The sequence below is a fragment of the Streptomyces sp. C10-9-1 genome (genome assembly GCF_024497955.1).
In the GTDB taxonomy this organism is placed as follows: domain Bacteria; phylum Actinomycetota; class Actinomycetes; order Streptomycetales; family Streptomycetaceae; genus Streptomyces; species Streptomyces sanyensis.
In genome coordinates this window covers 1-26,539 of sequence record NZ_JANHKP010000007.1, presented here as the reverse complement: position 1 = coordinate 26,539, position 26,539 = coordinate 1, and the positions used below count along the sequence as shown (strand labels likewise).

Below are 26,539 nucleotides of genomic sequence, written 5' to 3'. Positions count from 1 at the left end.
CGGTGCGGCGGGTGCGGCCGTGCGGGGCCGGCGGTGGGGCGGGGCGGCGCTCCGGGGCGCCTGGGCGCCCCGGACCGGCCTCACCGCGGACGGAAGTGGTCGGCCCAGAAGGAGCTCATCTCCCCCACCCGGGACGGCACCGAGGGGCACTTCGCGCACTCCGCCGCCAGCCGGTCGAGGTGCAGCGCGATGCCGCGCCTGGCGACGTCCGGGCGGGGCACGGGGGCGGGGGGCGCGTCCAGTTCGAAGGTCGGCCCCGCGGTCGCGCCCCGGCGCCCGGAGGGCAGGGTCACCAGCAGCTCCGCAAGCGGCCGCATCAGGCCCGTCATCATGTCGATCGCCGCGTTCATCAGGTCCGACCGGCGCAGGCTGCCGTCCGGGCGCTCGCCGAAGTGCTGGACCATCAGCCGGAGCGCCATCGCGTAGGCGCGGTTGAACAGCCCCGCGACCGTCCGCGCCTCGGGGTCGGTGATCGCCTCCATGGCGAGGCTCCCGTGCCCGAGGGTGGGGTTGCGCAGCACGGGGTACGCCGGGTTCCACGGCCCGGAACCGGGAGGGTCCCCCGCGGGCGCCCCGCGCAGCAGCTCGCCGATGCGCAGGAACGAGGCGTGGTGCGACTCCTCGGCGCCGCCGTCCTGCGGTCCGAGCACCCCGCCCTCGCCCTGCTCCGTGATGACGTCGACGGCGAACAGCGCGCTGGCCAGGTCGTCGACCTCCAGCTGGTAGTCGGGGTGGCGCCGGTCCACCGACTCCCGCAGGAAGAGGTGGTGCTCGCCGCCTCCCCGGCCCCTGTCGACCAGGAACAGGTCCGGGACGCGCTGGAGGCCCTCCCGGATCTCCGCGTACAGCTCGCTGAGCGAGGCATAGGGGTGCCGCCCCCCGCCGGATGCCGGGAAGGCCGCTCCGGGGCCGCCCTCCAGGAGCACCTCGCCGGTCAGCTCCCCGGGCCGCTCGATCGCGGTGAACCGCTCGACACTGCCGGGGCCCAGCCGCTCCAGGCAGAAGTCCAGCGGTACGGGCAGCTCGTGGTTGAGGGTCCCGAAGTCGATCCGCGGCACATGGAAGGGCTCGCCCACCGCGACGAGGATGTTGTTGACGAGGAGGAAGTGGATCATCTCCTCGCGGGCGATGCCCATGAGCATCCCGCGGATGCCCTCGTCGCGGGTCTCCCCGCCGTCGCCGCAGGCGAGCCGCAGCTGACCGGGCGTCCACAGGCCCCGCCGCACGTACTCCAGCCCGGCGCCGTGGGTGGGCACCGAGTACGCCGCGTACAGGTACTGGACCATGACGGCCAGCTCGATCGCGGCCGCCTCGCGCAGCAGCCGCACCAGCTCCCCGCGGGTGGAGATCCGCCCGCCGGTGCGCTTCGCCGCGGGGCCCGGCAGCAGGACCGCCTCCGGTGCCTGGCGGGCCCGCAGGTAGCTCAGCAGCAGCCGGGCCTTGGGCTCGGACAGGTCCCGCGTGGGCGGCATGTAGTACGTCTTCGCCTTGTTGCGCGGGTCGCACATCTGCCAGATGAGCTTCGCGTAGGTCTCCACCTTGCAGCGGTCCGCCAGGCTGAAGACCTCCTCCTTCATGAAGGAGTACAGGTGCTCGTAGGGGGCGAAGACCTCCCGGTAGACCAGGTCGAAGGTCGCCTCCTGCGGGCCGGTGCCCGCGAGGTGCCAGTCGTCCGGGAGCACCCGCACCGACAGGTGGCCTGCGCCGGGCCAGAAGCCGAGCGCGTCCTCGTGGTCGTAGCCGAGGGCCGCCGAGCCGGGCCGGTCCACCGGGCAGGGCAGGTCGTCGGGGCCGGTGGAGAGCAGGACGCGCGCGGTGCCGGCGGCCGCTCCGCGCAGCGTGAACCAGCCCCGTCCGGCGGCGTCCGTGTCCAGGGAGCAGGAGCCCGCCCAGGTGCCGGGGGCGTCCCTCCGGCCGGGCCGCAGCCGGACGGTCTCGACGTCGCGGCAGCGGGCCCCGGCGGCGCGCGCGGCCGGATCGCGGGGCAGCGCACGGGGGTTGAAGAACTGCCGCACCCCGATCCCCTCGACCGCGGCCGGACGGCCCCGCACGAAGGACCGCACCGGCACCTCGGTGTCGTACGCGTCGTCCTCGGGGCCGCGCGGATGCTCCAGGACGAGGGCGGCGTCGTCCACCTGCACGTTCACCTCGCGCTCGCGCAGCTGCACCACCGGACCGTCCGGCCCGGTCCCCACCAGCAGCAGCCCCTCCCCGGCCACCGCCTCGGCGGGCAGCTCGGCGGGGACCGTCACCAGACCGCCCGTCAGGTCGGTGTCCGGCCCGAGGTACGCCCGCCGGGGCACCCGGGCGACCAGCCGGTCGCTGTCCGCGGTCCGCAGCTCCAGGTCGCCGAGGCCGCCCGGGGCGGGGTCCGCCGAGGCCGCCCGGTCGGCCTCGGGCACGGCGGTGACCATGTTGAGGGTGACGCGGCCCCCGGCCACGGCGACGGTGAGGGGGCGCAGCGGGCCCCGGGCCCGGCCGGGCGTGCGGGGGTCCGGGACGAGCAGCCGGCCCGCCGGGTAGGTGCGCGGCTCGTCGGGCCGCCAGGGGGCGATCGTCCCGCGCAGCCGCCACCGGGCGGGTCCGTCGGCGGGTCCGCCGTCGGCGGGCGGCAGCAGGGCGAACTGCACCACCAGGCCGTCCGCGTCCGGGGCGGTCGCGGCGGTCCGGAGCAGGCGCGCGGCCGGGGAGGCGTCCGCCTCCGCCGACCAGCTCAGCCGCTCGCTCGCGGGTACGGCGAACTGGTGGACCACGGAGCGCGGCGGGCGTCCCGCCCCGCGCCCGGCGGCCCCGTCCCCTCCGTGCGCCGCGCCCGCCGACTCGTCGCCGGGTGCCGCGAAGTCGTGCCAGCGCGGCGGGTGGAACCCGCTGACGGCCCCGGTGGCCATGTAGCCGACGTCGTGCGAGCGGCCCTCCCGGCCGAAGCCGAACTGCCCGACCATCAGCGTCGTGGTCCAGGCCGACGCCGGGTCCAGGTCGAAGACACGGGCCCGGTTGACCGTGGTGGCCAGGTACTCGTTGTAGTGGCCCCACAGGTCCACCGCGCGCCCGACGACGGGGTCGCCGGTGTCGACCCCCTCCGTGTTCCACTCGACGCCGACGATCCGCGCGTCGACGGAGAAGTGGCCGTTGCCCGAGAAGTGGCTGCCCTTGCCCGGGCACCCGCCGCGCGCCTGCGCGCCGTCGGCCCCGGTGCCTTCCGCGGCCGGGGAGCCCGCGGCCCCGGCGTCCTGCCGCGCGGCGGACTCCCGCCCGAGACGGTCGAGATGGGCGTGGTACTCGCCGGGCGGCCGGTGCGCGGGGAAGGGCTCCCCGTCGGCGGTCAGCGCCGTGTTGGTCGCCAGGTCGAGGAGACCGCCGCGCGGTCCGGTGGGCAGCCTGGTCAGCGCCGTCCCCGCGAAGTGCAGCCGGGGCAGGTCGAAGACGCTCATGCCGCGCCGCCCGCGCGGCTCGGCCGGGCACTGGCGAACACACGGCTCGCACGCGGCTCGTACCACTCGATCTCGTGGGCCGCGTCGATCGCGGACTCGATCGCCCCCTCGATCCACGCGGGTTTCGCCGAGCAGTGCTCGCCGGCGAAGAACAGCCCCCGCTGCGGCCGGGCCGCCTCCCGGCGCTCCGCCTCGCGCAGTGCCGCCTCCTGGCCCCAGCGCACCGTGGCCGCGCCAAGGGCCCAGCGGCGCTCGCCCCAGGCGAGGCCCGCCACGCCCAGGATCATCCCGTCCTGCCGCAACTCGGGGTGCATCACGGACAGTTCACGCAGCACGACCTCGTTGCGCTCCCGTTCGCCCAGCCTGCTCAGCTCGTCGGCGTCCGGGCCGATGGTGTAGCTCGCGAGCAGGGCCGCGCCGAGCGCCGGATCGCCCTCCGCGGGCGGGTAGTAGGTCTGCCGGACGTGCCCGCCGGTAAAGGAGGCGCCGCCGCTGATGCCGTCCTTCTCCCAGAAGGGCTCCCGGCAGTGGAGGGCGATCTTCGTGGCGGGCCAGTACTTGGTCCCGTGCACGATGTCCAGCTTGTCCCGGTCGAAGCCGGTCAGCCGCATCCCCCGCAGCACGGTGAACGGCACCGTGCACACGACGTAGTCGCAGGAGCGGACGACGGTCCCGGCCCCCTGCCGGATGCGCAGGCGCACCGCGTCGTCCCGGACGTCGATGCCCACCACCTCCCGGCCGGTCAGCACCGGGCCCCGGACACGGGAGGCGAGCCGCCGCGGGAGCGCGTCCATGCCGCCGCGCAGGCGCACGATGGTGGAGCTGGTCTCGTCCAGCACGTCGTCCAGGAAGCGCTCCAGGCGGGGCGGGCAGAAGGACCGCACCCGGGGGTGGTCGGCGAAGAAGGCGTGCAGGTCGAAGCGGTTCGCCGCCGTGCCGGACCGGTAGGCCGACAGGTCGATGTGGTCGACCAGGTTGAGCAGCTCCACGTCTATCTCGTCGTGCAGCGCCTCGTAGAACCGCCGCGGGGCGATGGCCCTGATGCTGGCGTCCAGCCACGCGCCGAACAGCAGGGTGTTCTCCCGGTAGCGCCGTTCGGGCAGCCCGGCGGAGAACTCCTCGACGAGCGTCTTGTGCGCGTCGCGCACCCGCAGGTAGCCGGAGGAGCTCGGCAGGTAGGCGGCGTCGTCGGAGAACAGCGTCCGGAACTCGTGCACCCGGTTCTGCAGGCCGAGTTCGGCGATGTAGTGCATGGTCAGCCGGTGCCCCGCGGGAATCCGCATCGCGCCGAGCTCGGCGAAGGGCCCGGCGCCGCCGGGACCGAAGCGGTGGGTGCGGATGCGGCCGCCGATCTCCTGGCTCGCCTCCACGACCTCCACGTCGTGCCCGAGGCGCTCCAGTTCGTACGCCGCCACCAGGCCGGCGATGCCGGCGCCGATGACGGTCACCTTCTTCGGCTCACCGACGGCGCCGTCCTGCCCGTCCATCTCCTGCAAGGGTGCCGCCACAGGTGTCCTCCAACTGCGCGATGTCCATGGCCGGGAGCATGTGTCCGGATGCACCCGGCCGTGCCGCCCGCCGCCGCGAGGGGCCGGGAGGGGGCGTGCCGGGAAGTGCCCAGCGGCCATTCTTTGCCGGACGGCGGCGCACCCGTATCCCCCGGCGGGCCCCCGGGCGGACGGGTTGGCCGCCCCCGCGGCGCCCGGATCGCACCCCCGCCGCCGGGCCACCCTGCGCGAGTGCGCAGGGTTTCACCCGCCCCGCGGTCCGGCGCCCCGGACGGGGCGATGCTGGCCTGCGTGACCGGAGCGCCCGGCCGTGCCCCGCACCGGCCGGCGCGCCCGTGCACGGCTCCCGCCCGGAGCAGGGCCCGCCGCGGACCGCACCCGGTCCGACCCGCGGGCACCCCGGCCCACCCGGCGGGACCCGGCCGGACCGGCCCACCCGCGCACCAGACCCCACGGAGGCGACGTTGGCACGCGTGTTGATCGCAACCACACCGGCACCCGGGCATGTCGTCGGCATCCTGGACGTCGCCCGCGAACTCACCCTGCGCGGGCACGAGGTGCGCTGGTACACGGGCCGGTCGTTCCAGGGACAGGTGGAGCAGGCCGGAGCCCGCTTCGAGCCCATGAGCCCCGAACTCGACTTCGGCGGCAAGAGCCGCGAGGAGGCCTTCCCCGCCCACGCCGGGCTGGCCGGGCTGACCAGCTTCACCGTCGGCGTCCGGGACATCTTCTACCGGACCGCGCCACGCCAGATGGAGGACCTGCTGGAGGTGCTCCGGCGCTTCCCGGCGGACTGCATCCTCGCCGACGACATGTGCTACGGCGCCTGCTTCGCCGCCGAGCGCACCGGCCTCCCGCTCGCCTGGCTCGCCAACTCCGTCTACATCCTGGGCAGCAGGGACACCGCCCCCATCGGCTGGGGCCTGCCGCCGAGCGCCACGCCGCTGGGCCGCGCGCGCAACGCGGTGCTCCGGTTCCTCGGCGACAACGTCGCCATGCGGGGCATCCGCCGGGAGGCGGACCGGGTGCGCGCCGAGGTGGGCCTGCCCCGGCTGCGCGCGGGCGCGATGGAGAACATCACCCGCCCGCCCGCGCTGTACCTGGTGGGCACCGTGCCCTCCTTCGAGTACCCGCGCAGCGACCTGCTGCCCGGCACCCACTTCGTCGGCGGCCTCCTCGGGCTCCCCCCGGAGCACTTCGAGCCGCCCACCTGGTGGGACGAGCTGACGGACGACCGCCCGGTGGTGCTGCTCACCCAGGGCACCACCGCCAACGACGTCGACTGGCTGCTCGTCCCCGCCCTGCGGTCCCTGGCCGGCCAGGACGCCCTCGTCGTCGTCACCACCGGGAGCGAGGTGCCCGCCGAACGCCTCGGGCCGCTGCCCGCCAACGTGCGGGTGGAGCGCTACGTCCCCTACCACCACCTGCTGCCCCACGTGGACGTGATGGTCACCAACGGCGGCTACAACGGGGCCAACGCCGCGCTGGCGCACGGCGTCCCGCTCGTCGTCGTGCCGGGCTCGGAGGAGAAGCCCGACGTCGCGGCGCGGGTGAAGTGGTCCGGGGCCGGCGTCGTCGTCCAGCGGCGCGCCGTGTCCGAGACCCGGCTGCGCCAGGCGGTGTCCAGCGTGCTCCACGACGGGCGCTACCGGCGCCGGGCCCAGGAGCTGGCCCGCGAGTACCGCGACAGCGACGCACCGCGGCGCGCCGCCGAACTCATCGAGTCCATGGCCGATTCCCAGGGCCAGATCCCCACCGGAGGTGTCACACGGTGAACGTCACGACCAAGACCGGCCTGGCGGAGGCCCCCGAGGCGCATATGCCGACCGACCCGGGGCCCTTCGACTGCATGCCCGAACTGCTCGCCGCCGCACGGGTCGCCCCCGTCGTCCGGATCCCCTACCTCGGCCGGCACGCCTGGGTGGTGTGCGACCCGGAGCTGGTGCGGACCGCGCTCACCCACCCCCTGCTGGCCAAGGACGTGACCCTGGTCCCCGACTGGATGCGCAAGCCGGGCCTGATGCTGGGTTCCCAGCCGGACCCGGAGTTCGCCCGCACCATGATCATGAGCGACGGCGCGCACCACGCCCGCATCCGGCGGCTGCACGCCTCGATCCTGAGCCCGCGGAACACCGAGCGGTGGGGCGAGCGGGTCGAGGCCAAGGTGGGCGGCTTCCTCGACGAACTGGAGGCGTCCCGCTCCACGGAGTCCGCCGAGGTCAACGTCGTCACCGCGTACACCCACCGGATCCCGCTGGCCTTCATCTCGGAGATGCTGGGCCTGCCGCTGGAGGCGGAGCGCCGGCTGCGCAGCATCACCGACGTCATCCTCTACTCGGACGACTACCCCGCGCGCGGGGCGGCGGTCGGCGCGCTGTACGGGGCCGTGGAGAGCTGGGTGCGCGACCCCGCGCCGCTGCGCGAGGGAGTGATCACGGACCTGCTCGCCCCGGCCGACTCCCCGGAGGACCAGGTCACCGAGGGCGAGGCCATCGTCTGGACCTTCGCGATGATCATCACCGGGTACGAGACCACCGGCAGCCTGATCTCCGCCTCGCTCTACGAGGCCCTGCGGCGCCCGCCGGAGGAGCGGCCGCGGACCGACGAGGAGATCAAGGGGTGGGTGGAGGAGGCCCTGCGGGTGCATCCTCCGTTCCCGCACCCGACCTGGCGGTTCGCCACCGAGGACATCGACCTCGGCGGCTACCTCATCCCCGAGGGCGCCCCGGTGCAGGTCAACCTGGCCGCGGCGAACCGGGGCCCGGAGGAGGGCCCGGACTGCTTCTCGCCCGAGCGCCAGGGCAGGGGCCACCTCTCCTTCGGCCTCGGCATGCACTACTGCATCGGGGCCTCGCTCGCCCGGCTGGAGGCGCAGATCGCGCTGCGCGGGTTCCTGCGGCGTTTCCCCGAGGCGAGGCTGAGCCCGGCGACGGAGACCCAGGCGGGCGGCGGTGTGGAGTGGGAGTCGGAGTGGATGATCCGCCGGATGATCGTGCTGCCCGCCGAGGTGGGCTGAGCACGGTGTCCACGCGGGCGGCGGATGCGGCGGGGACGCCCGGCCACCGGGCGTCCCCGCCGCGGCCGTCCCGACCACGGACGTTCCTTCCAGGGATCGGGGAGACGATGGCTCGAAGCTCTGTGACCGACCGGCCGGCGACCCGCGGTGCGGGCGCCGGCCGCATCCCGGCGGCCCGTGGCGGCCCGCCGGGGCGGACGGCGCCCCGCGCGCCCCGCTCCCGTACCCCCGGCGGCGCCCACGGGGCGGCGCGGTCCGGTGCGGTGGCCGCCCCGGCACCCCTCCCGCGGTCCGTCCGGGGCGGGGGGATCCGGTGAAGGCGCTGGTACTGGCCGGAGGGTCCGGCTCGCGACTGCGGCCGATCACGCACACCTCGGCGAAGCAGCTGGTGCCCGTCGCCAACAAGCCGGTCCTCTTCTACGGACTGGAGTCGATCGCCGAGGCGGGCATCCGCGAGGTGGGCATCGTCGTCGGCGACCGGGCCGCCGAGATCGAGAACGCGGTCGGCGACGGCTCCCGCTTCGGCCTCGACGTCACCTACGTCCCGCAGGAGGCCCCGCTGGGCCTGGCCCACGCGGTCGGGGTCGCCCGGGACTACCTCGGTGAGGACGACTTCGTGATGTACCTCGGCGACAACTTCATCGTCGGCGGTATCACCGGTCTCGTGGAACGCTTCCGGGCCAGGCGCCCGGACGCCCAGATCATGCTGACCCGCGTCGGCGACCCGCGCGCCTTCGGCGTCGTCGAACTGGACGCCCGGGGCCGGGTGGTCGGCCTGGAGGAGAAGCCGCGCCGGCCCAGGAGCGACCTCGCGCTGGTCGGGGTGTACCTCTTCACCTCCCGGGTGCACGAGGCGGTGCGCCGCCTTCGCCCGTCCCGGCGCGGCGAACTGGAGATCACCGACGCGATCCAGGAACTCGTCGACGCCGGGTGCCGGGTGGACTCCACCCTCGTCTCCGGCTACTGGAAGGACACCGGGAACGTCGCCGACATGCTGGAGGTCAACCGCCTGGTGCTGGACGGGGTCGAGGCCGACTGCGCCGGCGAGGTCCGGGAGAGCGAACTCGTCGGCCGCGTCGTCGTCGAGAAGGGGGCGGTCGTCACCGGCTCGCGGATCGTCGGCCCGGTCGTCGTCGCGGCGGGCACGCTGGTCCGGGACTCCTACATCGGCCCGTTCACCTCCGTCGACCGCGACTGCACGGTGGTCGACAGCGAGGTCGAGTACTCCATCGTGCTGCGCGGGGCGTCCCTGACCGGCGTGCGCAGGGTCGAGCGCTCCCTCATCGGACGCGACGTCGAGGTGAGTTCGACACCCGGTGTGCTGCGCGCGCACCGACTCGTCCTGGGCGACCACAGCAAGGTGCAGGTGACCTCGTGAGGATCCTCGTGACCGGCGGTGCCGGCTTCATCGGCTCGCACTTCGTGCGCACCCTCGCCCACCGGGCCGCGGTGACCGTCCTCGACAAGCTGACCTACGCCGGGAACCCGGCCAACCTCGCCCCCGTCGAGGGGCGGTTCACGTTCGTCCACGGCGACGTCTGCGACGCCGGGCTGCTGGCGGAGGTGGTGCCCGGCCACGACCTCGTCGTCAACTTCGCCGCGGAGTCGCACGTCGACCGCTCGATCGCCGAGGCGGACGCGTTCGTCCGCACCAACGTCCTCGGTGTGGGGACCCTCATGCAGGCCTGCCTGGACGCCGCCACGCCCAGGATCGTCCACGTCTCCACGGACGAGGTGTACGGCAGCATCGCGGACGGCTCCTGGGACGAGAGCGCCCCGCTCAGCCCGAACTCGCCCTACGCCGCCTCCAAGGCGGGCGGGGACCTGATCGCGCTCGCCTACGCACGCACCCACGGGCTGCCCGTCAGCGTCACCCGCTGCGGCAACAACTACGGGCCGTACCAGTTCCCGGAGAAGGTCGTCCCGCTGTTCGTCACCCGTCTGCTCGACGGCCTGGACGTGCCGCTGTACGGCGACGGCGGCAACGTGCGCGACTGGATCCACGTCGACGACCACTGCCGGGCCGTCCACCTGGTCGCCGAGCGCGGGGAGCCGGGCGAGGTCTACCACGTGGCCGGGACGGCCGAGCTGACCAACCTGGAACTCACCGGCCGGCTGCTGGACGCGCTGGGCGCGGACCGGGGGCGGGTCCGGCGGGTGCCCGACCGCAAGGGCCACGACCGGCGCTACTCGCTGGACGACGCCCGGCTGCGGGCACTCGGGTACACGCCCCGGGTGCCCTTCGAGCGCGGGCTCGCCGAGACCGTCGCCTGGTACGCAGCCCACCGGGCGTGGTGGGAACCGCTCCGGCGCGACGGCGAGGGCCTCGGCGGGAGCCGCGGCACCGCGGACGGCACGGCCGGTGGCAGGGGCCCTGACCGGCCCCCGGAGGACGGCCGCGCCGCGGAACGCGCCGCGGCCGCACGGTGAGCGGCGGGGACCGGCGGGGCGAGGCGCCCCGGGCGGGTGCGCCCGGGCCGCCCCGGCCCCCGCCCGGGGCGGCCTCAGGTCCGGAAGCGCACCAGAGCGGTGCGGGAGCGTATCCCGAGCTTGCGGTAGATCTGCCGCAGGTGGAACCCCACCGTGTGCGGGGAGATGAACAGGTGGCGCGCGGTCTGGCGGTTGGTGAGGCCGCCGGCCACCAGCTCGGCCACCTTCCGTTCCGTCTTGGTCAGGCTCTCCCACCCGGAGACCGGGCGCTTGGCGTGCGTCCAGTGCCGGCGGCGCACCCCGAGCTCCCGCAGCCGGGCCCGCACCCGGGCCGCGTCCCGGTCGCCGCCGAGTGCCCCGAAGGCCTCCATCGCCCGGTCCAGTTCACCGATCGCGTGCTCGGCCTCGCCGCTCTCCAGCAGCAGCCCCGCATGGTCCTCCGCGGCCGCGGCCCGCGCCCACGGGTTGCGGTGCAGCCCGCCCGCCCGGGCCAGCGCCCGCGCGTCCCCGGCGGCCAGCGCCCGCGCGTGCAGCGCCGCGGCGAGCACCGAGCGCACCTGCGGGTTCCGCGCGCGCAGCAGCTCGGCCGCCTCGACCACCTGCCGCGCCAGCTCCGGCCGTCCGGCCGCGAGCGCGCAGCGCACCGACCAGGCCGCGGCGGCCGGGTCCTCCAGCACGAGTTCGCGCAGCGCACCCTCGCGGCACGCCACCTCCGCCAGGACCTCGGCCGCCGCCGCGGGCTCCGCCTGCGCCTCGGCCAGCTGCGCGCTGAGCAGCACCCGTGCGGCCCACCAGGGGCTGGAGGTGTGCTGGGTGAAGTCCTTCTCCAGGGTCCTGACGTGCTCCTCGGCCTGCGCCAGCGCACCCCGGCGCAGTGCCGCGAAGGCCAGCACCAGCCACGCCTGCGGCGCCAGCATCGGCACACAGGGTCCCGCACCGCCCACCCCGGCCCGGGCGGCCTCCTCGGCCTCGTCCAGATGCCCCTGGGCGAGGTGGAGCGGCGCCCGGAGCACGGCCGGCACGGTGGCGGCCAGGGTCCCCGCCCCGGCGGGCGCCGACCGCGTGGCGCTGCGGACGACCGCCGCGGCCTCCTCGTACTCGTCGATCCGGGTGAGCGCGAAGGCCAGGAACCAGCGCGGGTCCACCGCGTGCGCCTCCTCCCCCGCCCGGTCGAGCGCCACCGCCCTGCGCAGCGTTCCCACCGCGTCGCCCACCCGGCCGTCCTGCCACTGGCCGAAGGCCTGGAAGGCCATCGCCCCGACCCGTACGGCCCGGGGGTGGTCGTCGGGTGCCGAAAGGATCCTGCGGGACTGCTCCACGGCCGAGCCGTCGCCCGTCAGATAGGAGGCCGCGAGGTGGGTGACGACCGCCTCGCGGTGCGGCGGGCCCCCCTCCCGCACCGCGAGGGCGTCGCCCGCGGCGCGGCGGGCCGACTGCGCGTTCCCCAGGAGCAGCAGTGCCGTGGACATCGACGCCCGCAGGGCGGCGAGGTCCTCGGCGAGCGCGTCCGGCGAGGGCGCGGCGAAGCGCACCGCCTCGTCGATCGTCTCCTGCGCCAGCGCGATCGCCCGGTCCAGGTCGCCCGCCCTGGTGAGCGCCTCGACCGCGGTCCGCGCACAGCGCAGGTGCTCCGTCCTGCCCGGGGGCAGCAGCTCCATGCAGTGGGTCGCCAGCGCGGCCGCGGTCGAGGGATCGGAGGCCAGGAGCCGCCGGGACCCCTCGGCGATGGCCCGCAGCTCCTGCGTGCTGCCCGGCTGGGCGACGTGCACCAGCTGGAGGGCGGCGCGCTCCACGCCGTCGGGGCGCGGCAGCAGCAGCTCGGCCGCCTGCCGGCGCAGCAGCGCGCAGACGGGGGGCGGTACGGAGTCCAGCAGCACCCGCCAGATCGGCTCGGTGCGGAACGCCAGGTCGTGCTCGCCGCAGACCAGGAGCCCCCGGCCCACGGCCTCGTCCACCGCCGCCAGCAGCCCGACCGGGGCCTCGCCCAGCATGGCGGAGAGGTCCTCGGGCGCGAACGGGGAGCCGAGCACCGCCGCCAGCCGCAGCGCCTTCATGGTGGGTTCGGAGAGCGAGCGCAGCTCCCGCTGGACCAGCGCGGAGAGGCGCCGGGGCACCGGCGCGGGCAGGTGCACGCCGCCCCCGGGCCCACGTGCCCCCTGGTCCGGCGGCCCCAGCCGCGCGGCACCGTCGAGGACGCACACCTCGCCGTCCTCGACGAGCCCGCGCACCAGGTCGATCACCGCACGCGGGGTGGCCTCGACGCTCTCCACCAGGGCGAGGAGCGCCGTATCGGGAGGGGCCCCGGCCCAGTCGGCCACCAGTTGGACCAGCGGGTCCCCGGACAGCGGGCCGAGCTCCGGCAGCCGGTCCGCCCCCAGTCCCCGGCGGAGCCTGCCGAGGCAGGCCGGGACCGGGTGCGGCGCGACCGCGTCTCCGGCGGAGGCGAAGGAGAGCAGCCACAGGACCGGCCGGGCCCCGGGATCCGCGATGAGCTCGCACAACGTTGTCAGGGCGGCGTGGTCGGCCAGATGCAGGTCGTCGAGCGCCACGACCTGCGCGGGAGCGGTCTCAGGCCGCTCGCGCAGGCGTACCGCGACGGCCTCGACCGCGGACTGCCCGGGTGGTGCGGCGATCGTGCCGCCCGGGGCGCCCGGCGGCCGGGCGCGGACACCGCCGCGGATCGGGGGAGCACCCCGCCCGGGTGACCCGGCGCCTGGTGGTGCCGCTCCTGCTCCCGGGGCCGGACCCCCGGCACCGGGAGGTGAGATCCCGGCCGCGGGGTGCGGCGCCCCGCTTCCCGGGTACGGCGCTCCGGCGCCCGGCGGCAGGCCCCCGGCGACGGCGAAGCCGTTCCGGGTGGCGAGTTCGAGGGCTTCCGCGAGCAGCCGGGTCCTGCCCGCACCGGGAGGCCCCTCCACCACGACGACCCTGCTGCGGAGGGAGTCCGCCACCCGGCGGAGGTTCGCGCCGATCTGTGCCAGGTGCTGCTCCCGGCCGCGCAGCGGTGCTAACGGTCGTACCTGAGGACCCATGACGCTCCGTATCACGATGTCGAAGTTGACGGGACCGGCGCATCGCCGAGACGGCGACCCGCACCCCGCGGCCCGTTCGGGCGGGGTGGTGCGGGAGGGCAGGGGCGCCGCGGACGGTGTGTCATCGGCACGCGGACCGCGGCGCCCACCGGGCTTTCGGTCTTCGTCGGACCACGTCGCCACCCCTCCCTCAAGGGAATGCCCTTGCGCACTCATCCTTGAAAACGCTCTCATATGGTCGGCGGTTCCGTAACGGAAGTGACCTGAGTCACGATAGTCGCTGACCGGTGCAGGGGACTCGGCAAGCATTCTGCATTGGCCGGATGTGCAGGCTGAAGCGATCGTGTGAACAGCAGGTTGAGCGCTGCGGGAGGAAGGCGCTTTCTGTTTGATCGGTACGGCATGATGTGGGTTCGGGGTGAGGGTATTGCATCCTGAAGGGCTTGTTTCGGCCACCCGTGCTCGTTCGTCTGATCGCCGGCTCCGACGCCGGCTCGGAGGGGGCGGCGCTCCGCCCGGGCGGCCGTCGGCCCCAGTGGCGCGGGCGCCGTCCGGCGGCGGCGCATGGCCTCTGGTCTGCTGTTGAGTGGCGATCTCCCGTCGTGTTCGCGCGTGCCCCCAGGGTGCGGGCCCGGATCTTTCCGGTGCGGGCAGGTGGTGGTGGCAGGAATGGGAACCGGGTATTCCGTAGAAATGATCCGGCCATTCATTCCTTGGTCTGTTGGCTCTTGGCTTCCGGCAGGGAAAGAAAAGGGGATATGCGCTGACGCGCATTCCGGAGGATATTCGGCCGAGTGTGTTCGCGTTGTCGGCGCGCCGCCTTGCAATGCGCTCGGCCGTGCTGCATCGTGCGCCGGCCCTTCCATTCCTTCGTGCACCGTTCGTCGGGCCGCCCTCCAGGGCTCCGTATTTTCCGGGGGATATCGTCCTGACGGACGGATCAGTTGGCCGGGGACCGGGCGCGCCCCGGGGGACGGCAGTCTGCGCGCGGGGCGGGGGCGACTGCCCCCGGCCCCGGGTCCGCCGGACCGAAAATCGGCTGGAATATGACGGGGGCGAAGGCGCGAATCCGCCCCTGTGCCCTCGGGCGGGACCTCCCGGGGCCGGAACCCCGCCCCGCAAGGTCCGCGGGACGTCCGGCCCGCCGCACCGCGGCCGCCCGGAGTGGAAGGAGCGCTCCGGCCCGGGGGGCGGCCGAGGAGCGCCCGCCTGCCCCCACCCCACCGGACACCCTCCGAAAGGATGGCCTTCCGTTCCTCCAGGGGCATCCCGGTGGTGTCGGCAGGTTCCGGACGGCCGCGAGCCCTAGGTTTCCCGGGGCGGGTCCGGTCGGCGGACTCCGTCCGGAAGGAGGGCACATGAGGCAACGTCAGTTCACCGGGCGGCGACTGCTGCCGGTCGCCGCGGCGCTGGGCGCGCTCGCGCTGGCCGCGTGCGGCGTCGAGGCCCCTTCCGGGACCGTCGGCTCGCCCGGGGCGCCACCGGCGGCCGAACGGCAGGTCAGGGCGCCGCGCGAGTTCAGCGGCATCGCGTGGCTCACCACCGAGCAGGCACCCGCCGGGGAGGGCGGCGGCGAGGAGGCCCAGCAGGTCTTCCTCGTCTGCCACGACGCCCGGGACAACGACGCCGAGCGCGACCTGCCGCGCCTGTCGATCGTGCGGACTCCCGTCGACACCGACGGGATCATCGTCCGGGAACTCGACGTCGCCTTCCCGAGCGTCCCGAACGACCTGGAGAGCATCGCCCGGCTCCCGGGCCGCAACGCGGCCCTGCTCGCGGAGAGCAACGCCGACGGCGACGACCCCGACCCCACCATCTACCTCGCCCGCTGGGACGAGGACCTCCACGTCGAGATCGCCGGCTCGGCGCCGTGGCCCGAGACCCCCGAGCCGCTGGTGAACGTCGAGGCGACGGCCGTGGTGACGCTCCGCGGCCGTGACTACTTCGTGTACGCCGAGCGTGCCGAGGGCAGCGACACCACCCGCATCCACATGACCCGCCTGAAGGTCGGCAGGGACGGCACGCTCCGGTTCGGGAAGAAGTGGACCTCGCTTCCCTTCACGGCGGCCGAGCCCCCGGGCGCACGCCCCGCCTCCGGGCTCGACATCGACGACCAGGGCAACCTCTACGTCTCGTCCGCATACGACCCGGGTGACCTCGGCCCCTTCGACAGCGCCGTGTACCACGCGGCCACCGCCGTCCCGGGCGGACCCGTGGGAGCGAGCCTCCGCCCGGTCGAGCCGCCGCAGCAGCTCGCCCGCAGCTCCGGCCTCAAGGTCGAGGGCGTCGCCCTGGTCGACGGCGCCTTCCCGATCTTCATCAGCGACGACGACGAGGACTACGGCGGCCTGCTGCGCCAACTGCGCGTCGCCACCGACGCGTACTGACCGGACGCGGGGCCGTCGGCATCCAGCGGACGGCCCCACGCCCGGGAGGCGCACCCACCGGCGGCCCGCTCCCGCGCGGGCCTCCGTCGCGGGGAAGGCCGGGCGGCACGCAGGCGCCGCCGCCCACCGGCGGTCCAGGCGCGCAGGAGGGCGGGGCCGTCCGGCCCGTTGCCGCCCCAGGACCCGGACCCCGGCCCGTGCGCCCCGGCACGAGCCTCCGCACCGCACCGGACCGACGGCGCGCCCACCGGGCGGAACCCGCCAGGGGCGCACGAGCGCGCCCCGCACCCTCCGGCAGGCGCGACGGCGGCCACGGCGCCTCGCCGCGGTGTCGCGTCCCCCCGCCCGCCCGCCCGGTACGAGGGCGGCCTCCGCCCTGGCAGCGCACCGCGTCCGACGCCGTGCGCCGATCCACCCACGCTCGCGGGACAGCCCTCAGCCGAAGAGCGCGACGAGCCCGTTCACCCAGATCCCCAGCATCGCGAGCGCCGCCACCAGGCACCCGGCCCCGGCGAGGAAGCCTGTGAACCCCCGCCGCCCCGTGTCCGGCCCGCCGGCCCGGGCCCGGTTGGCCGTGTCCCAGCCGACCGGTCCGCCCGTGGCCTCGGAGCAGGCGGTGCGCACCGCAGCCAGCTGCCGGCCGGCGAAGTCCGCGTGCCCCTGGGGCTCGGGCCCGCGCCAGGCCAGAGCCCTCATGCGCTCCCGAGGGGTCGGGTACCGGGCCTCGAACGCGGCGGTCTCGTCGGCGTCCCGGTCCGCCTCCAGGTACATCCAGCGCCCGGCCTCCGCGGGCTCCCCGTACAGCCGGTACACCTCCGCCAGGCGGCGGCGGAGCGCCAGGTCGCCGGGGAAGGAGGAAACCAGTCCGCGCAGGCGCTGCCGCGCGAGGGGGACGCGGCCTGCGGCCAGGTCCGCGTCGACTCGTGCGAGGGTCTCGTCCAGGGGCATACGGGCATGATCGGAGAGGGCGGGCGCCTTCTCGACCTGTTTTCGCCGGGCCCGCCCCCAGGGTCCGCGCCCGTGCCGCTGCGCAGCTGCCCCTGCCCGCAGGCGGCCGACGGAGCGCGCCCCGGCGGGAGACCGCCCGGGGCGCGGCGGCACCGGTCCCGGGCCGTCCGGAGCCGCCCCACCAGTGGTGCCCCCCACCGCGACCGGCCACGCCCGAAGGGCGGCGTGGTGGGGGGCGGAGGTACCGCGGCGGCGGACCCGGCACCGGAGCACCGGCGGAAAACCCCTGTGCGCACGCCCGTTCGGCTCTGCGATCATCCCCGAATGGAGCAGAGTCCCGAGTCCATCCTCGTCCGCCACACCCTCCGCCTCCCCTCCCCCGTGGGCTCTGCCGGAGAAGGCGCCACCGCCGCACGGCAGTTCGACGCGGCGCTGATGTCCGTGGGCTTCAAACTCTCGGCGGAGCTGCTTCAGCGGCTGTCCGGGCTGTCCGGGGCCGCCGTCCTGCACACCGCCACGCGCACGCTGCGCACCGTGCGCGAGCTGGTGGGCGACCACGTCCGGCACAACACGTACTTCGTCGAGTTCCCGGCCAACGTCCCGGGCACCGAGGAGTTCTGGACGCGGTGCGTGGCGATGGCGCTCGACGACGACTCCTCGCGCGAGAACGTCCTCAGGCAGCTGGCCGACGGGGGGCTGGACCTGCTCAGCCTCCCCGCGTACGGCCGCTACCAGCACAGCTACGAGGAGATGCTGGCGGCGCAGGACGAGCTGATCGCATCGGCGGGCGACCGGGTGACCGTCCTGCACCTCGGGCGCGGCCTGGACGACGAACTCACCGCCCTCTACCTGGCCCTGGCCGGCAGCACGACCCCGCTGGGCGATGACCACCTGGCCGACCTCAAGGTCCTCGCCGGGCGCTGCGCGGCCGGCCCCCAGCCCGAGTCGATCCCCGTCCGCGAGAACCGGGCGGTCGTCAACGAGGCGCGCCTCGGCGTCGGTGCCGACCTCCTGCTCGACACGGTGACCGACGTGCTGCGGCTGGCGTGCGCACTGTCGGGCGGCGACGTGACACTTCAGGAGCCGAGCCGGTTCCGGTCCCTGCCGCGCCCGGTGCGCCGGCGGCTGCTGGCGGGCCTCGACGCGGTGGTCGCGGCCAACCCGGCCAAGCTCGCCGACGTGCACGCGCACCGGGAGCCCTTCAAGCGGCTCGGTGAACGCCTCCACCCCCACGAGTACCCCCGCTGGCCGCACGCCGCCGACGTGTTCGCCGTCGCGCGGGGCGAGAAGGAGGCGCGGTCCTTCGACGGCCGCGTCGAGAGGCTGCTCGGCGACGCGGACGTCACCGGTGCGGTGAGGCTGCTCAGGTCCGCTCCCGGCAAGCTGTTCCGCACCCTGGACCTCCTGCTGCGCAGCGCCGCGGACCAGACGGAGCGGGACGCGGTGGTCGCCGCCGCCGTGGAACTCGCTCCCGAGGTCTCCGGCCGGGTCGTCCTGTCGGTGCGGGAGCATCTCCACAACCGGGAGCGGGAGAGCGGCGAGCCCCGCATCTTCGTCAACCGCCGGGGCCGGGCCTGGGCGGCCCCCGACCACCGGGCCCCCGTTCCGGCCGCGGACCGCGACCGCCTGGCCGCCGCCCTCGACGCCGAGATGCGCCGCCGGCTCCCGGCACCGCACCGGCTGCTGCTCGACCCCGACGTTCTCGACGTCGCGCTCCCGCTCAGCGGCAGGGCGACCGCACCCGGGTTCCGCGTACTTCCGCGGGGCTCGGTCTCGGCGGTCGACGGCGAGCTGCTGCGGTTCTTCACGTACTGGAAGGAGACCCGGAACCGGACCGACTACGACCTGTCGGCCCTGCTCCTGCGCAGCGACTACAGCACCGACTCCTGGCTCTCGTACACGGCCCTCACCGCGGTCGGGGGCGTGCACTCCGGTGACGTCACCGAGGCACCCGAGGGAGCCTCGGAGTTCATCGACCTGTCCCTGGACCTGGTGCGGGGCACCTTCATCGTCCCGCAGGTCAACATCTACGCAGGCGAGGGCTTCGAGGAGGTCGAGGAGTCGTTCTTCGGCTTCATGCTCCGCGACGGCGAGCAGAAGGGCCGACCGTTCGAGCCCCGCACGGTGCGGATGACGTCGGAGCTGCGCGGAGTGGGGCGTGTGGCGCTGCCGCTGGTCTTCCGGCGCGGGGACGACGGCCGGTGGCGTGCGAAGTGGCTGCACCTGTATCTGAAGGGCATCTCCGAGGCCAACCGGGTCGAGGAGAACCAGGTGTCGGTCTCCAAGGTGGTGCGCGCACTGGTGGAGCGCGAGCAGTTGACGGTGGGGCACCTGGTCGGGCTGATGTCGCGCGGCACCACGACCGTGGAGACGTGGGACGGCGGGCCCGCCCCGGACGAGCCCGTGACGTACGTCGGTCTCGAACGCCCCGAGGGGCTGCACCCGGACTCCCGGGTCATCACCCTCGAAAACCTGCGCGACCTGATCCCCGCCTGAGTGCTAGCGTTGACCGCGGCAAGGCCATGAAGGGGCTTCCTTCTCATTCACTTTCCATGAAATCAAGTCCCTCCGCTCTCCTTGCCCTCGACTTCGCCCGGGAAGGCGCCCACGCGGCCCCTTCCCGGGCGCTTGTGTGCGCAGCCCGCCGCCGCGCCCCAGGGAGCGGAAAACGGGAGAGCGGCAGCCGACCGGCGGTCTCGCTGCCGACGATGCGGTGGCGGAGCCGCCGGTGTCGTGACCGGCGCCGACGGGCCGAGCGAGCCTCGACCCCCGTATCCCCCACCTGTGCCGGGAGCCGGCCGTGCTGCTCCGCCCCCTCGGGGCGTAGCCACTCCTTCGGAGAAGAAGAGCACAGGCCCCGCCTCCGGTCCGAAGCCGCGGAAGACGCCCACAGGTCTCGCGGGGCGGTTCCCCCGAGAGTCACAGCCGTCGCACGAACCGTGCGGGAGCCCGGTTGGGCCGCGGGGCCCAGCGCATGGCACGGACGGATCACAGGACGTTCATGAAGGTCATGGCCTCAGTGTGGACGCCAGTACAGAGGGACGCGCGCACATTCTGCGGAGGGCGGTGTAGCGGCCTTGGGCCGGAGCTGCCATGGGGCGAGAGATCGGCGCCGGTTCGCCGGTCAGCGAAATCGGGAAGGCCCCGGACCGTGATCGGTCCGGGGCCTTTCGGCTGGTGCCCCCGGCAGGATTCGAACCTGCGACACCCGCTTTAGGAGTTCGATCGGGCGGTCCTTGGCGGGGGAGGGGCGCTGCTGACGGCTGGTGCGACTGACCGGGTACGACCGCTGTCGTCCACCGGCGTTGATGTCAGCCGTGGATGTCAGCTTGTGTGGAGCCCGGGAGGCTCCTTCCGTAGAGGCGCACCTAGATCGCGAACTCGTGTGCAATCCCCACGCACTCGTCACCCTCGAACAGAAGAGCGATGTGGTAGACGTCGCTCTGCCACTGAAGGAGTACCTGGTGGGGGCCGGCAACGCTGAAGCTGGAATATGGACCGACGACGGCGATAATTTCGTCCTTCGTGCGCCCCGTCAGGTTGCCAAGGCCAGCGAACCCCCGTGCCAGCGCTCGCCCGCCCGGCAGCCGTCCGGAGTCCTCACTCGTAATGCCTGCGAACTGGCCTTGCTCGAAGAGGATTCCGATGTGGTACGCGTCCCCTTGCCACTGGAGCAACACCTGTCCCGGTCCCATCATGCTCTGACTGATGGGCGCACCCACGGAAGCGATGATCTCGTCCGCTGTGCGACCGGTGAGATCCCCCAACTCGGCGAAGCCCTGTTGCAGTCTCCGTCCCGGAAAGCCAAACATGACCCCTCCCGCATGCGATGACGCCCGCACTCTACGGGCCCTCGCGGCATGTAGAGACACGTTCAGCCAGAGCTGTCGCGCACGCTGTCACTTGATGGGGATCTCGTAGACGATCTCGCAGAGTGCTACGGGCACGACGATGTCGGCCGTCTCCACGGGCGGACCCTGGTCGCTGTAGTAGGTGCGCCGGATGTGGGTGACGAGCGCGGCCTTCTGGATTCCGAGGAGTGAGGCTTCCTCAGCGGTGGCCTGCCGCGGCTCGGGCTGCTCGACGGCGTGGCTGACGGTGACGCCGATCTCGGCCATCCGGTTCACGACGCCGGCCCCGGCATGCGGCCCGCCCTCGGGCAGAACGACGAGGGTACCGCCGGTGAGGTCGTACGGCTCCCAGCTCGTCGACAGCTGCACGGGCCGCCCGTCGGCGAGGAACTCGTATACGGTCCGGACGCACAGCTCGCCCTCGCCGATCCCGAGCCGCGCAGCGATCTCGGCCGACGCGGGCACCTTCGCATCAGTCCGGCTTTCCCAGCCACCGTTCCGCCCGACGGCCTTCATGTCGGCCCGGAATGGCGACCCGTCGGGCTGCTCGCGCGCCGCGGACCGCACCATCCGCACCCGCAGCCGGGGCTCGGCCACATAGGTCCCGGACCCGGCCCGCCCCTCCAACACGCCCTGGGAGATCAACAGCTCTTGGGCCCGGCGAACGACGTTCTCGCCCACCCCGCACTCCTGGCCGATCTGGGCCCGTGAGGGCAGCCGGTCTCCAGGGGTCCACTCGTGCTCCGCGATCCGCCGCCGCAGTTCGTCGGCGATACGGAGGTATGGCGGCTGCTCAGGCATATGGAAAATCTAGTCCACTAGCTCTAATCTAGTTAACTAGCTTCACTTAAAGTGATCACCGGTAACGGAGGCTGCCTTGTGCCTGCTCCCGAAGTAAGCGCGGAGGCCCTCGCCGCCCGGTTGTCCGCCCTCGGACTCACCACACGCGTGGTGGCCCACACCAGACACACGTCGATCGAAGCAGAGGTACCGGAAACCCTCCCCGCAGAGACATGGCGGGAGGTCCTGGAAGTCCTGGCACAGGCAGACCGCTTCGGTCTCCTCGCCACCAGCCTCGGCGGCCGAACCCTCTGGGCCGCAGTGAACAAGCGGTCCCCGCGACACGCGACGTCCGGGGACCCGGCCATCAGCGATGGGAGCTGATCAGCGTGCTCAACCGTATCCGCCGCGCACTCCACTCGACCAGACCGCGGCAGGCCCGAACCGCCCATCCCCACAGGCCCTTACACCGCACCACTCCACCGGGACGGACCATCTCCCACGGCGCCAGCACGCCCCGCATCAGTCGGTACGCCCCCACCGCCGAGCGCCCCCACCTCACCCAGGCGGAGACGGCCTGATGTCCCAAACGAAGCTCACCCCGTACCGCTCGTCCCGGTGCCAGATCGGCACCCACAACGAGTGCGCTCACTCCTCCCCAGTAACGGCCCCGGTCGACATCCCGGTGATCTACGAGACATGCGCCTGCCCCTGCCACACGCCGGCGACCACCCCGCCCCGCCAGGAGGTAACGGGATGAAGCCCTGGACCCCGACCGGCGCCGTGGTCGCCCCCATCGAGATCACCTCGATCAACGTCCAGCGAGGCGACGTCATCCAGATCGGCGGCCAGCCCTGCCGAGTGGCCGACCTCCGCCAACTCCCCCTCGGCGCCAAACGCCTCCTCTTCGAAACAGGCGAGCAACTGACCATGCACCCCCGCACCCGCCTGGTCGCCCTCCGAGTCCAGAAAAGGTGGTGACCCCGACCGTGCCGACCCTCCGCGACACCATCGCCGAAGACCTCCGCACCCAGATCACCGCCGGCCACCTCAAGCCCGGAGACCGCCTCCCCTCGGAACCCAAGCTGGCCACCCACTACAAGGTCAGCACTCCGACCGTCCGCCAGGCCCTCGCCCTCCTCCAGGCCGAAGGACTCATCGAGAAGACCCACGGCAAGGGCAACTTCGTCCGCGCCCCGCTCCGCCGCATCACCTACACGGGAGGTGCCGGTATGCCGTTCGCCCCCGACATCCAGACCACCATCCGCACGACCAACCTCAGGGCCCGCGGCCACATCAGAACCCTCCTGAAGGTCCCGCCAAACACTCCGCTGACCGAGTTCGACTGCACCACCTACGAGGGCGAGACCCCCCGAAGCGTGGCCCGCATCTACATCCCCCGCGACCTCGCACCAGCCGCACAACTCGCCTCGTCCTCCTGGCCCGGCAGTTGGGACGCGGCCCGTACAGAAACCAGGGAGACGGTCACAGCCCGCCTCCCCACCCGGGAAGAGGCAAGTGCCCTCCGCATCAGCACCACACGGACGGTTCTCACTATCACGAGCATCGCCCTCAACTCCGCTGGCCGCGTGATCGAAGCCGCGCTCTTGGCCTTTCCCAGCGATGCCGCAGACGCGGTCTTCACCACCCACCCGACACTCAAGGAAAGGGGAGACAGGCAGATGACCTCCCGCGACGAACTGCGGCTCCTCCCGTGGTCCGGCCCTGACGGCAAACCGTGCTTCCTGAGCACCGACGGCGACAGCAGCCGCATGTCTCGCCTGGCCGACACCCTCGAAAGGACCTACCTCGACCAGGCGGCCGAGGTACTGGACCGCGCCATCGAGTTGCTCAGCCTCCCGAAGCCCGACCCGGTGGCTCTCCATGCAACTTCCGCAGACCTCACGGAAGCCTTGGGCCAAGTCCTGCGCGTCGCAGAGAGCCGCGGCCGGCGCCTTCCGTAGGCGGGATCCTCACCCACGCCACGAAGAAGCCCCCAGCGTCTCTGCTGGGGGCTTCACTCGCCCACGGCTCCGGCGGGCGCTGCGTTCCTAGGAGAAGTAGCTGGTCGCAGCCCTGCGCGTTCTCTGAAGGACGTGATCCGTCCAGGCATGGTCCACGGTGCCATTAGTGTTGCCCGGCAAGTCGAGGGTGGCTACGGGACAGCGCATAAAGGGCGAAATCGTGACAATTATGACACTTGCCTCAGTTTTCATTTCCTGCTACGACGCCATGCAGCGTGGAGAATTGATTCGCCGCAGGACCAGGCGGGATAAAGAGTTCCACTTTCAGGATTGGGTCGGTGACCGAATCGCCGAAACAGGATTTTCATGGGAAGTAACCAAGCGGAACAAATATCCTGACTACGTCATGACTGACTACCCCGAAGGATTCGAGGTGAAGGGCTTGGAGACTCCCGGGAGGCAGGCAGATTTCGACTGCAATAGTCAGCTCGCGACGGGCATGCACGAAGGGAAATCAGTTTACTACATCTTCGGACGCTACCCGAAAAAATTCGAGGGAGATCAGTTCCCGGTCCTTGACCTAGTAATCTGTCATGGCGATTTCTTGAACGCTCACCATGACTATGTGCATAAGAATGACAGCTTCCGCGATTTTGGATCCTATGGCGATATCTTGGTGCGTGATCGGAAAATGTATGTCGCTCCTACGCCTTATGCGTTGGCAGATGGCCTGACCTCGAATTGCACATTGATCGCACGTAAGGGCGAGGTGCTTGACGGGGCTGATAGTCTAAGGGAGGTCGGCTCCCTGATTCGGGCCGATGCTGATAAGATTGCAGCTAAGTACACCTTCGACTTCCGCGATAACTCATTGCGCACGGAGTTGGCAGATAATCCGACAGCCGGATTCACTCGCGCCTTCACTGCCTTTAGGGCAAAGAGTGATCCGGCTGGTGAAGTTGGCATGAAGCCGTGAGGCGCATCCCACGACAGCCCCTACTGGATGAGAACGATGAACCATTCTGATCACTTGGCTCTCTTCGACGCTGACGTGCAATGTCATCGGGGCATCCCAAGCTCGTCCGCGCTAGAAGCGGCGTTCCCTGCGGTCGAACTCAGCAAGATCGCAGAGAATGAGTCATGGCGTAAGGAAGTTCATCGCCCTGCTACGAGTACTCATAAATGGTGGGCCAAGCGCTTGGGGAGTGTGTTCCGCGGTATCATTGCGGCTGCAGTCACTGAAGCAGACAGCGACGCGCTTAAGACTTACAGCAGTGCTACGAATCTTGATGGCTTGGTTGTACTTGATCCGTTCGCGGGTTCCGGTACGACTGTTGTCGAAGCAGTAAAAATGGGCGCAAGCGTCATCGGTTCGGATATTAATCCGGTTGCTACTCTGGTTCAACGTCAGGCTGTGCAGCAATGGGATGTTTCTGAATTGCGCCGAGCCTTCAAGATTGTCGAGTCACAATGCCGTGAAGAGATTGATCGAGTTCATCGTACTGAAAACGGCGAGCCGGTTCTCTACTACTTCTGGGTCGCAGTAGCCCACTGCCCCCATTGCGAGGCAAGCACCCGGCTTTTCTCGACCCATGTTTTCTCGCAGCACGCTTATCCTAAAAGGGTTCCTGAGGCGCAAATCGTTTGCCCGGTATGCTTGGACGTACAGGCTGGACGATACGACTTTGCATCAGCGGAATGCCGCAACGGCCATAAGTTTGAGCGCGCCGGCGCAGTGAATCGCACCCAAGTTACGTGCGCTAACGGGCATACCTCCAAAGTGCTTGATGCTTTGAAGGGGAAAGCCCCGAAGCGTGAAATGTATGCAAAGCTTGTTCTAGGGTTTGACGGGAAGAAGCGGTATGAACCCATCAACGCCTTTGATAGGTCTCTGTATGCAGAGTGCGTTGACCTACTGCAAACCAATGAACGTGACCTCGTGCTGCCGGTCGGTCAACTTGAGCTGGGGGAGAACACCCGCCAGGCGATGCGGTGGGGATTCACGGAATGGCGTCAATTCTTTAATGAGCGGCAACTTTATTCGCTGGGGTTGCTCGGTTCTGCGATTCGTGATGTAAGCGCGGGCGATGCTGAGCGAGAGGCCCTAGTTGCGCTATTCTCAGGAACGCTCGAATTTAACAACATGTTCTGTTCCTTCAAGGGGGAAGGGACAGGTGCCGTCAGACACATGTTCAGTCATCACATCCTCAAACCTGAGCGTATGCCCCTCGAGGCACACCCTTGGGGCACACCTGCGTCGTCTGGATCATTTTCTACGCTTTTCCGTAGCCGCATTATTCGCGCACACGACTACAAGACGGATCCCTTCGACCAGGTGCTGATTAATGGCGCTGTACAGAGGACCACAGGCTTGTCTGTCCCGTTCGAGGGGAAACCCCTCGACGCATGGCCGGAGCAGGGGCTTGGTACGAGGCAGATTTACCTCCGGAACGGTGATTCGTCCCGCACCGATCTGCCTTCAGGGTCCGTGGACCTCATCGTGACTGATCCACCCTATATGGATAACGTCCACTACTCGGAACTTGCCGATTTCTTCCACGCTTGGCTCATGGGGATGGAGCCCTTTTCGGGATACCCATCAGTTGCCCAGACAACAAGAAGAATGGAAGAGGTGCAGAGCGCTGATCCGAGGCAGTTCGGTGATGCGATCTCGCGTGTTTGGAAGGAATGCGAGCGCATCTTGAAGCCGGGAGGCTTGTTGGCTTTCACCTTTCACCAGGCTCGGTTGACAGGGTGGGTAAGCCTTGTGGAGGCACTGACTAACGCCGGGCTTGGGGTTACGGCTATTCAACCCATCAAGGGTGAGATGAGCACGAGTGTCACGAAGGGTGGAAATGAACCCTCGAACCTTGATTCGATCATCGTATGCAGGAAAAGGAAAGAAATTCCTCCTGGTTCCAACTTGCCCGAGGCTGCAGCGGCACGAGGAGAGAGGCTGCTGCGTGAATTGCAGGAGGCAGGTATTGACGTTGGCGTCGGAGACGTAAAATCGGTAATCCGTGGGCATGTGCTCGCGACTTACACGCTCGGTCAAGGACTGACTCTTTCAGACCTGTCAGAGCTGGCTGAGTCACTGACGAGCAGGAGCGTGGTTCGTCTCTGCAGTGCGAGTGTCAGCGGCTGACGCGATGAGCTTTGTGGTTCAGCAGCAGCCAATGGCGCTTCGGCCGG

Annotated in this window: 16 protein-coding genes and 1 pseudogene; 11 read left to right on the top strand and 6 right to left on the bottom strand. The window is 71.7% G+C overall.

All coding sequences use genetic code 11. The annotated features are described in order from the left end of the window. Positions 1–80: 80 nt before the first annotated feature. Together NPS70_RS11390 and NPS70_RS11385 are read right to left on the bottom strand one after the other, a co-directional pair. A complete protein-coding gene (locus NPS70_RS11390; protein ID WP_256524039.1) occupies positions 81–3,431 on the bottom strand; it encodes a ferritin-like domain-containing protein in 3,351 nt (1,116 codons plus the stop codon). Continuing rightward, positions 3,428–4,939: an NAD(P)/FAD-dependent oxidoreductase gene (locus NPS70_RS11385; protein WP_256524038.1), complete on the bottom strand. Its 1,512-nt coding sequence runs from the start codon at positions 4,937–4,939 to the stop codon at positions 3,428–3,430. Before NPS70_RS11385 ends, NPS70_RS11390 begins: the two co-directional genes overlap by 4 nt. Before the next feature lie 473 nt (positions 4,940–5,412). On the opposite strand from NPS70_RS11385, the gene NPS70_RS11380 reads away from it, so the two are divergent. From NPS70_RS11380 to rfbB, 4 genes are all read left to right on the top strand, one after another. Further along, positions 5,413–6,714, top strand: a complete 1,302-nt coding sequence (locus tag NPS70_RS11380) for a glycosyltransferase (RefSeq protein WP_256524037.1) — start codon at positions 5,413–5,415, stop codon at positions 6,712–6,714. Continuing rightward, a complete protein-coding gene (locus NPS70_RS11375; protein WP_256524036.1) occupies positions 6,711–7,955 on the top strand; it encodes a cytochrome P450 in 1,245 nt (414 codons plus the stop codon). Before NPS70_RS11380 ends, NPS70_RS11375 begins: the two co-directional genes overlap by 4 nt. Positions 7,956–8,268: 313 nt before the next feature. Further along, positions 8,269–9,333: a glucose-1-phosphate thymidylyltransferase gene (locus NPS70_RS11370; RefSeq protein WP_256524035.1), complete on the top strand. Its 1,065-nt coding sequence runs from the start codon at positions 8,269–8,271 to the stop codon at positions 9,331–9,333. Beyond that, positions 9,330–10,385: a dTDP-glucose 4,6-dehydratase gene (gene rfbB, locus NPS70_RS11365; RefSeq protein WP_256524034.1), complete on the top strand. Its 1,056-nt coding sequence runs from the start codon at positions 9,330–9,332 to the stop codon at positions 10,383–10,385. The genes NPS70_RS11370 and rfbB overlap by 4 nt, the downstream gene beginning before the upstream one ends. Before the next feature lie 74 nt (positions 10,386–10,459). Here the strand turns inward: rfbB and NPS70_RS11360 are convergent, their stop codons facing one another. After that, positions 10,460–13,417: a LuxR C-terminal-related transcriptional regulator gene (locus NPS70_RS11360; RefSeq protein WP_256524033.1), complete on the bottom strand. Its 2,958-nt coding sequence runs from the start codon at positions 13,415–13,417 to the stop codon at positions 10,460–10,462. A gap of 1,358 nt (positions 13,418–14,775) precedes the next feature. On the opposite strand from NPS70_RS11360, the gene NPS70_RS11355 reads away from it, so the two are divergent. After that, positions 14,776–15,804 (top strand): hypothetical protein, encoded by a 1,029-nt coding sequence (locus tag NPS70_RS11355; protein WP_256524032.1) that lies wholly within the window; start codon positions 14,776–14,778, stop codon positions 15,802–15,804. A 435-nt stretch (positions 15,805–16,239) separates the two neighbouring features. Here NPS70_RS11355 and NPS70_RS11350 read toward each other — a convergent pair whose 3' ends face one another. Further along, positions 16,240–16,752, bottom strand: coding sequence for a DUF6584 family protein (locus tag NPS70_RS11350; protein ID WP_256524031.1), 513 nt, complete (start codon positions 16,750–16,752; stop codon positions 16,240–16,242). Positions 16,753–17,076: 324 nt separating this feature from the next. Between NPS70_RS11350 and NPS70_RS11345 the strand changes: the two genes are divergently transcribed. Continuing rightward, positions 17,077–19,248 carry a hypothetical protein gene (locus NPS70_RS11345; RefSeq protein ID WP_256524030.1) on the top strand — a complete coding sequence of 724 codons (2,172 nt, stop codon included), beginning with the start codon at positions 17,077–17,079 and terminating at the stop codon, positions 19,246–19,248. Between the two features lie 872 nt (positions 19,249–20,120). On the opposite strand, the gene NPS70_RS11340 is transcribed toward NPS70_RS11345, so the two are convergent. Further along, positions 20,121–20,564, bottom strand: a complete 444-nt coding sequence (locus tag NPS70_RS11340) for a hypothetical protein (protein WP_256524029.1) — start codon at positions 20,562–20,564, stop codon at positions 20,121–20,123. A gap of 87 nt (positions 20,565–20,651) precedes the next feature. Further along, entirely contained in the window at positions 20,652–21,404 is a 753-nt protein-coding gene (locus NPS70_RS11335) for a GntR family transcriptional regulator (RefSeq protein ID WP_256524028.1), read from the bottom strand. A gap of 78 nt (positions 21,405–21,482) precedes the next feature. On the opposite strand from NPS70_RS11335, the pseudogene NPS70_RS11330 reads away from it, so the two are divergent. The 5 genes and pseudogenes from NPS70_RS11330 to NPS70_RS11305 all read left to right on the top strand — a co-directional run. Continuing rightward, a pseudogene (locus NPS70_RS11330) lies at positions 21,483–21,757 on the top strand (hypothetical protein); the annotation flags it as partial. A gap of 382 nt (positions 21,758–22,139) precedes the next feature. Beyond that, on the top strand, positions 22,140–22,364 hold the full coding sequence (locus NPS70_RS11325) for a hypothetical protein (protein ID WP_256524027.1): 225 nt from the start codon (positions 22,140–22,142) through the stop codon (positions 22,362–22,364). Beyond that, a complete protein-coding gene (locus NPS70_RS28700; protein WP_308315001.1) occupies positions 22,361–23,347 on the top strand; it encodes a GntR family transcriptional regulator in 987 nt (328 codons plus the stop codon). The genes NPS70_RS11325 and NPS70_RS28700 overlap by 4 nt, the downstream gene beginning before the upstream one ends. Positions 23,348–23,513: 166 nt before the next feature. Further along, positions 23,514–24,323 (top strand): hypothetical protein, encoded by an 810-nt coding sequence (locus NPS70_RS11310; RefSeq protein ID WP_256524026.1) that lies wholly within the window; start codon positions 23,514–23,516, stop codon positions 24,321–24,323. A 54-nt stretch (positions 24,324–24,377) separates the two neighbouring features. Next, the gene (locus tag NPS70_RS11305) at positions 24,378–26,492 is read left to right on the top strand and encodes a DNA methyltransferase (RefSeq protein ID WP_256524025.1); all 2,115 of its coding nucleotides are present in this window, start codon (positions 24,378–24,380) and stop codon (positions 26,490–26,492) included. The last annotated feature ends 47 nt before the right edge of the window (positions 26,493–26,539 follow it).

Bases quoted from the DNA above. Each gene is read 5' to 3' on its own strand.
- NPS70_RS11355 (WP_256524032.1), top strand. From the start codon at position 14,776: ATGAGGCAACGTCAGTTCACCGGGCGGCGACTGCTGCCGGTCGCCGCG.
- NPS70_RS11335 (WP_256524028.1), bottom strand. From the start codon at position 21,404: ATGCCTGAGCAGCCGCCATACCTCCGTATCGCCGACGAACTGCGGCGG.
- NPS70_RS11340 (WP_256524029.1), bottom strand. From the start codon at position 20,564: ATGTTTGGCTTTCCGGGACGGAGACTGCAACAGGGCTTCGCCGAGTTG.
- NPS70_RS11345 (WP_256524030.1), top strand. From the start codon at position 17,077: ATGGAGCAGAGTCCCGAGTCCATCCTCGTCCGCCACACCCTCCGCCTC.
- NPS70_RS11325 (WP_256524027.1), top strand. From the start codon at position 22,140: ATGAAGCCCTGGACCCCGACCGGCGCCGTGGTCGCCCCCATCGAGATC.
- NPS70_RS11390 (WP_256524039.1), bottom strand. From the start codon at position 3,431: ATGAGCGTCTTCGACCTGCCCCGGCTGCACTTCGCGGGGACGGCGCTG.
- NPS70_RS11360 (WP_256524033.1), bottom strand. From the start codon at position 13,417: ATGGGTCCTCAGGTACGACCGTTAGCACCGCTGCGCGGCCGGGAGCAG.
- NPS70_RS11350 (WP_256524031.1), bottom strand. From the start codon at position 16,752: ATGCCCCTGGACGAGACCCTCGCACGAGTCGACGCGGACCTGGCCGCA.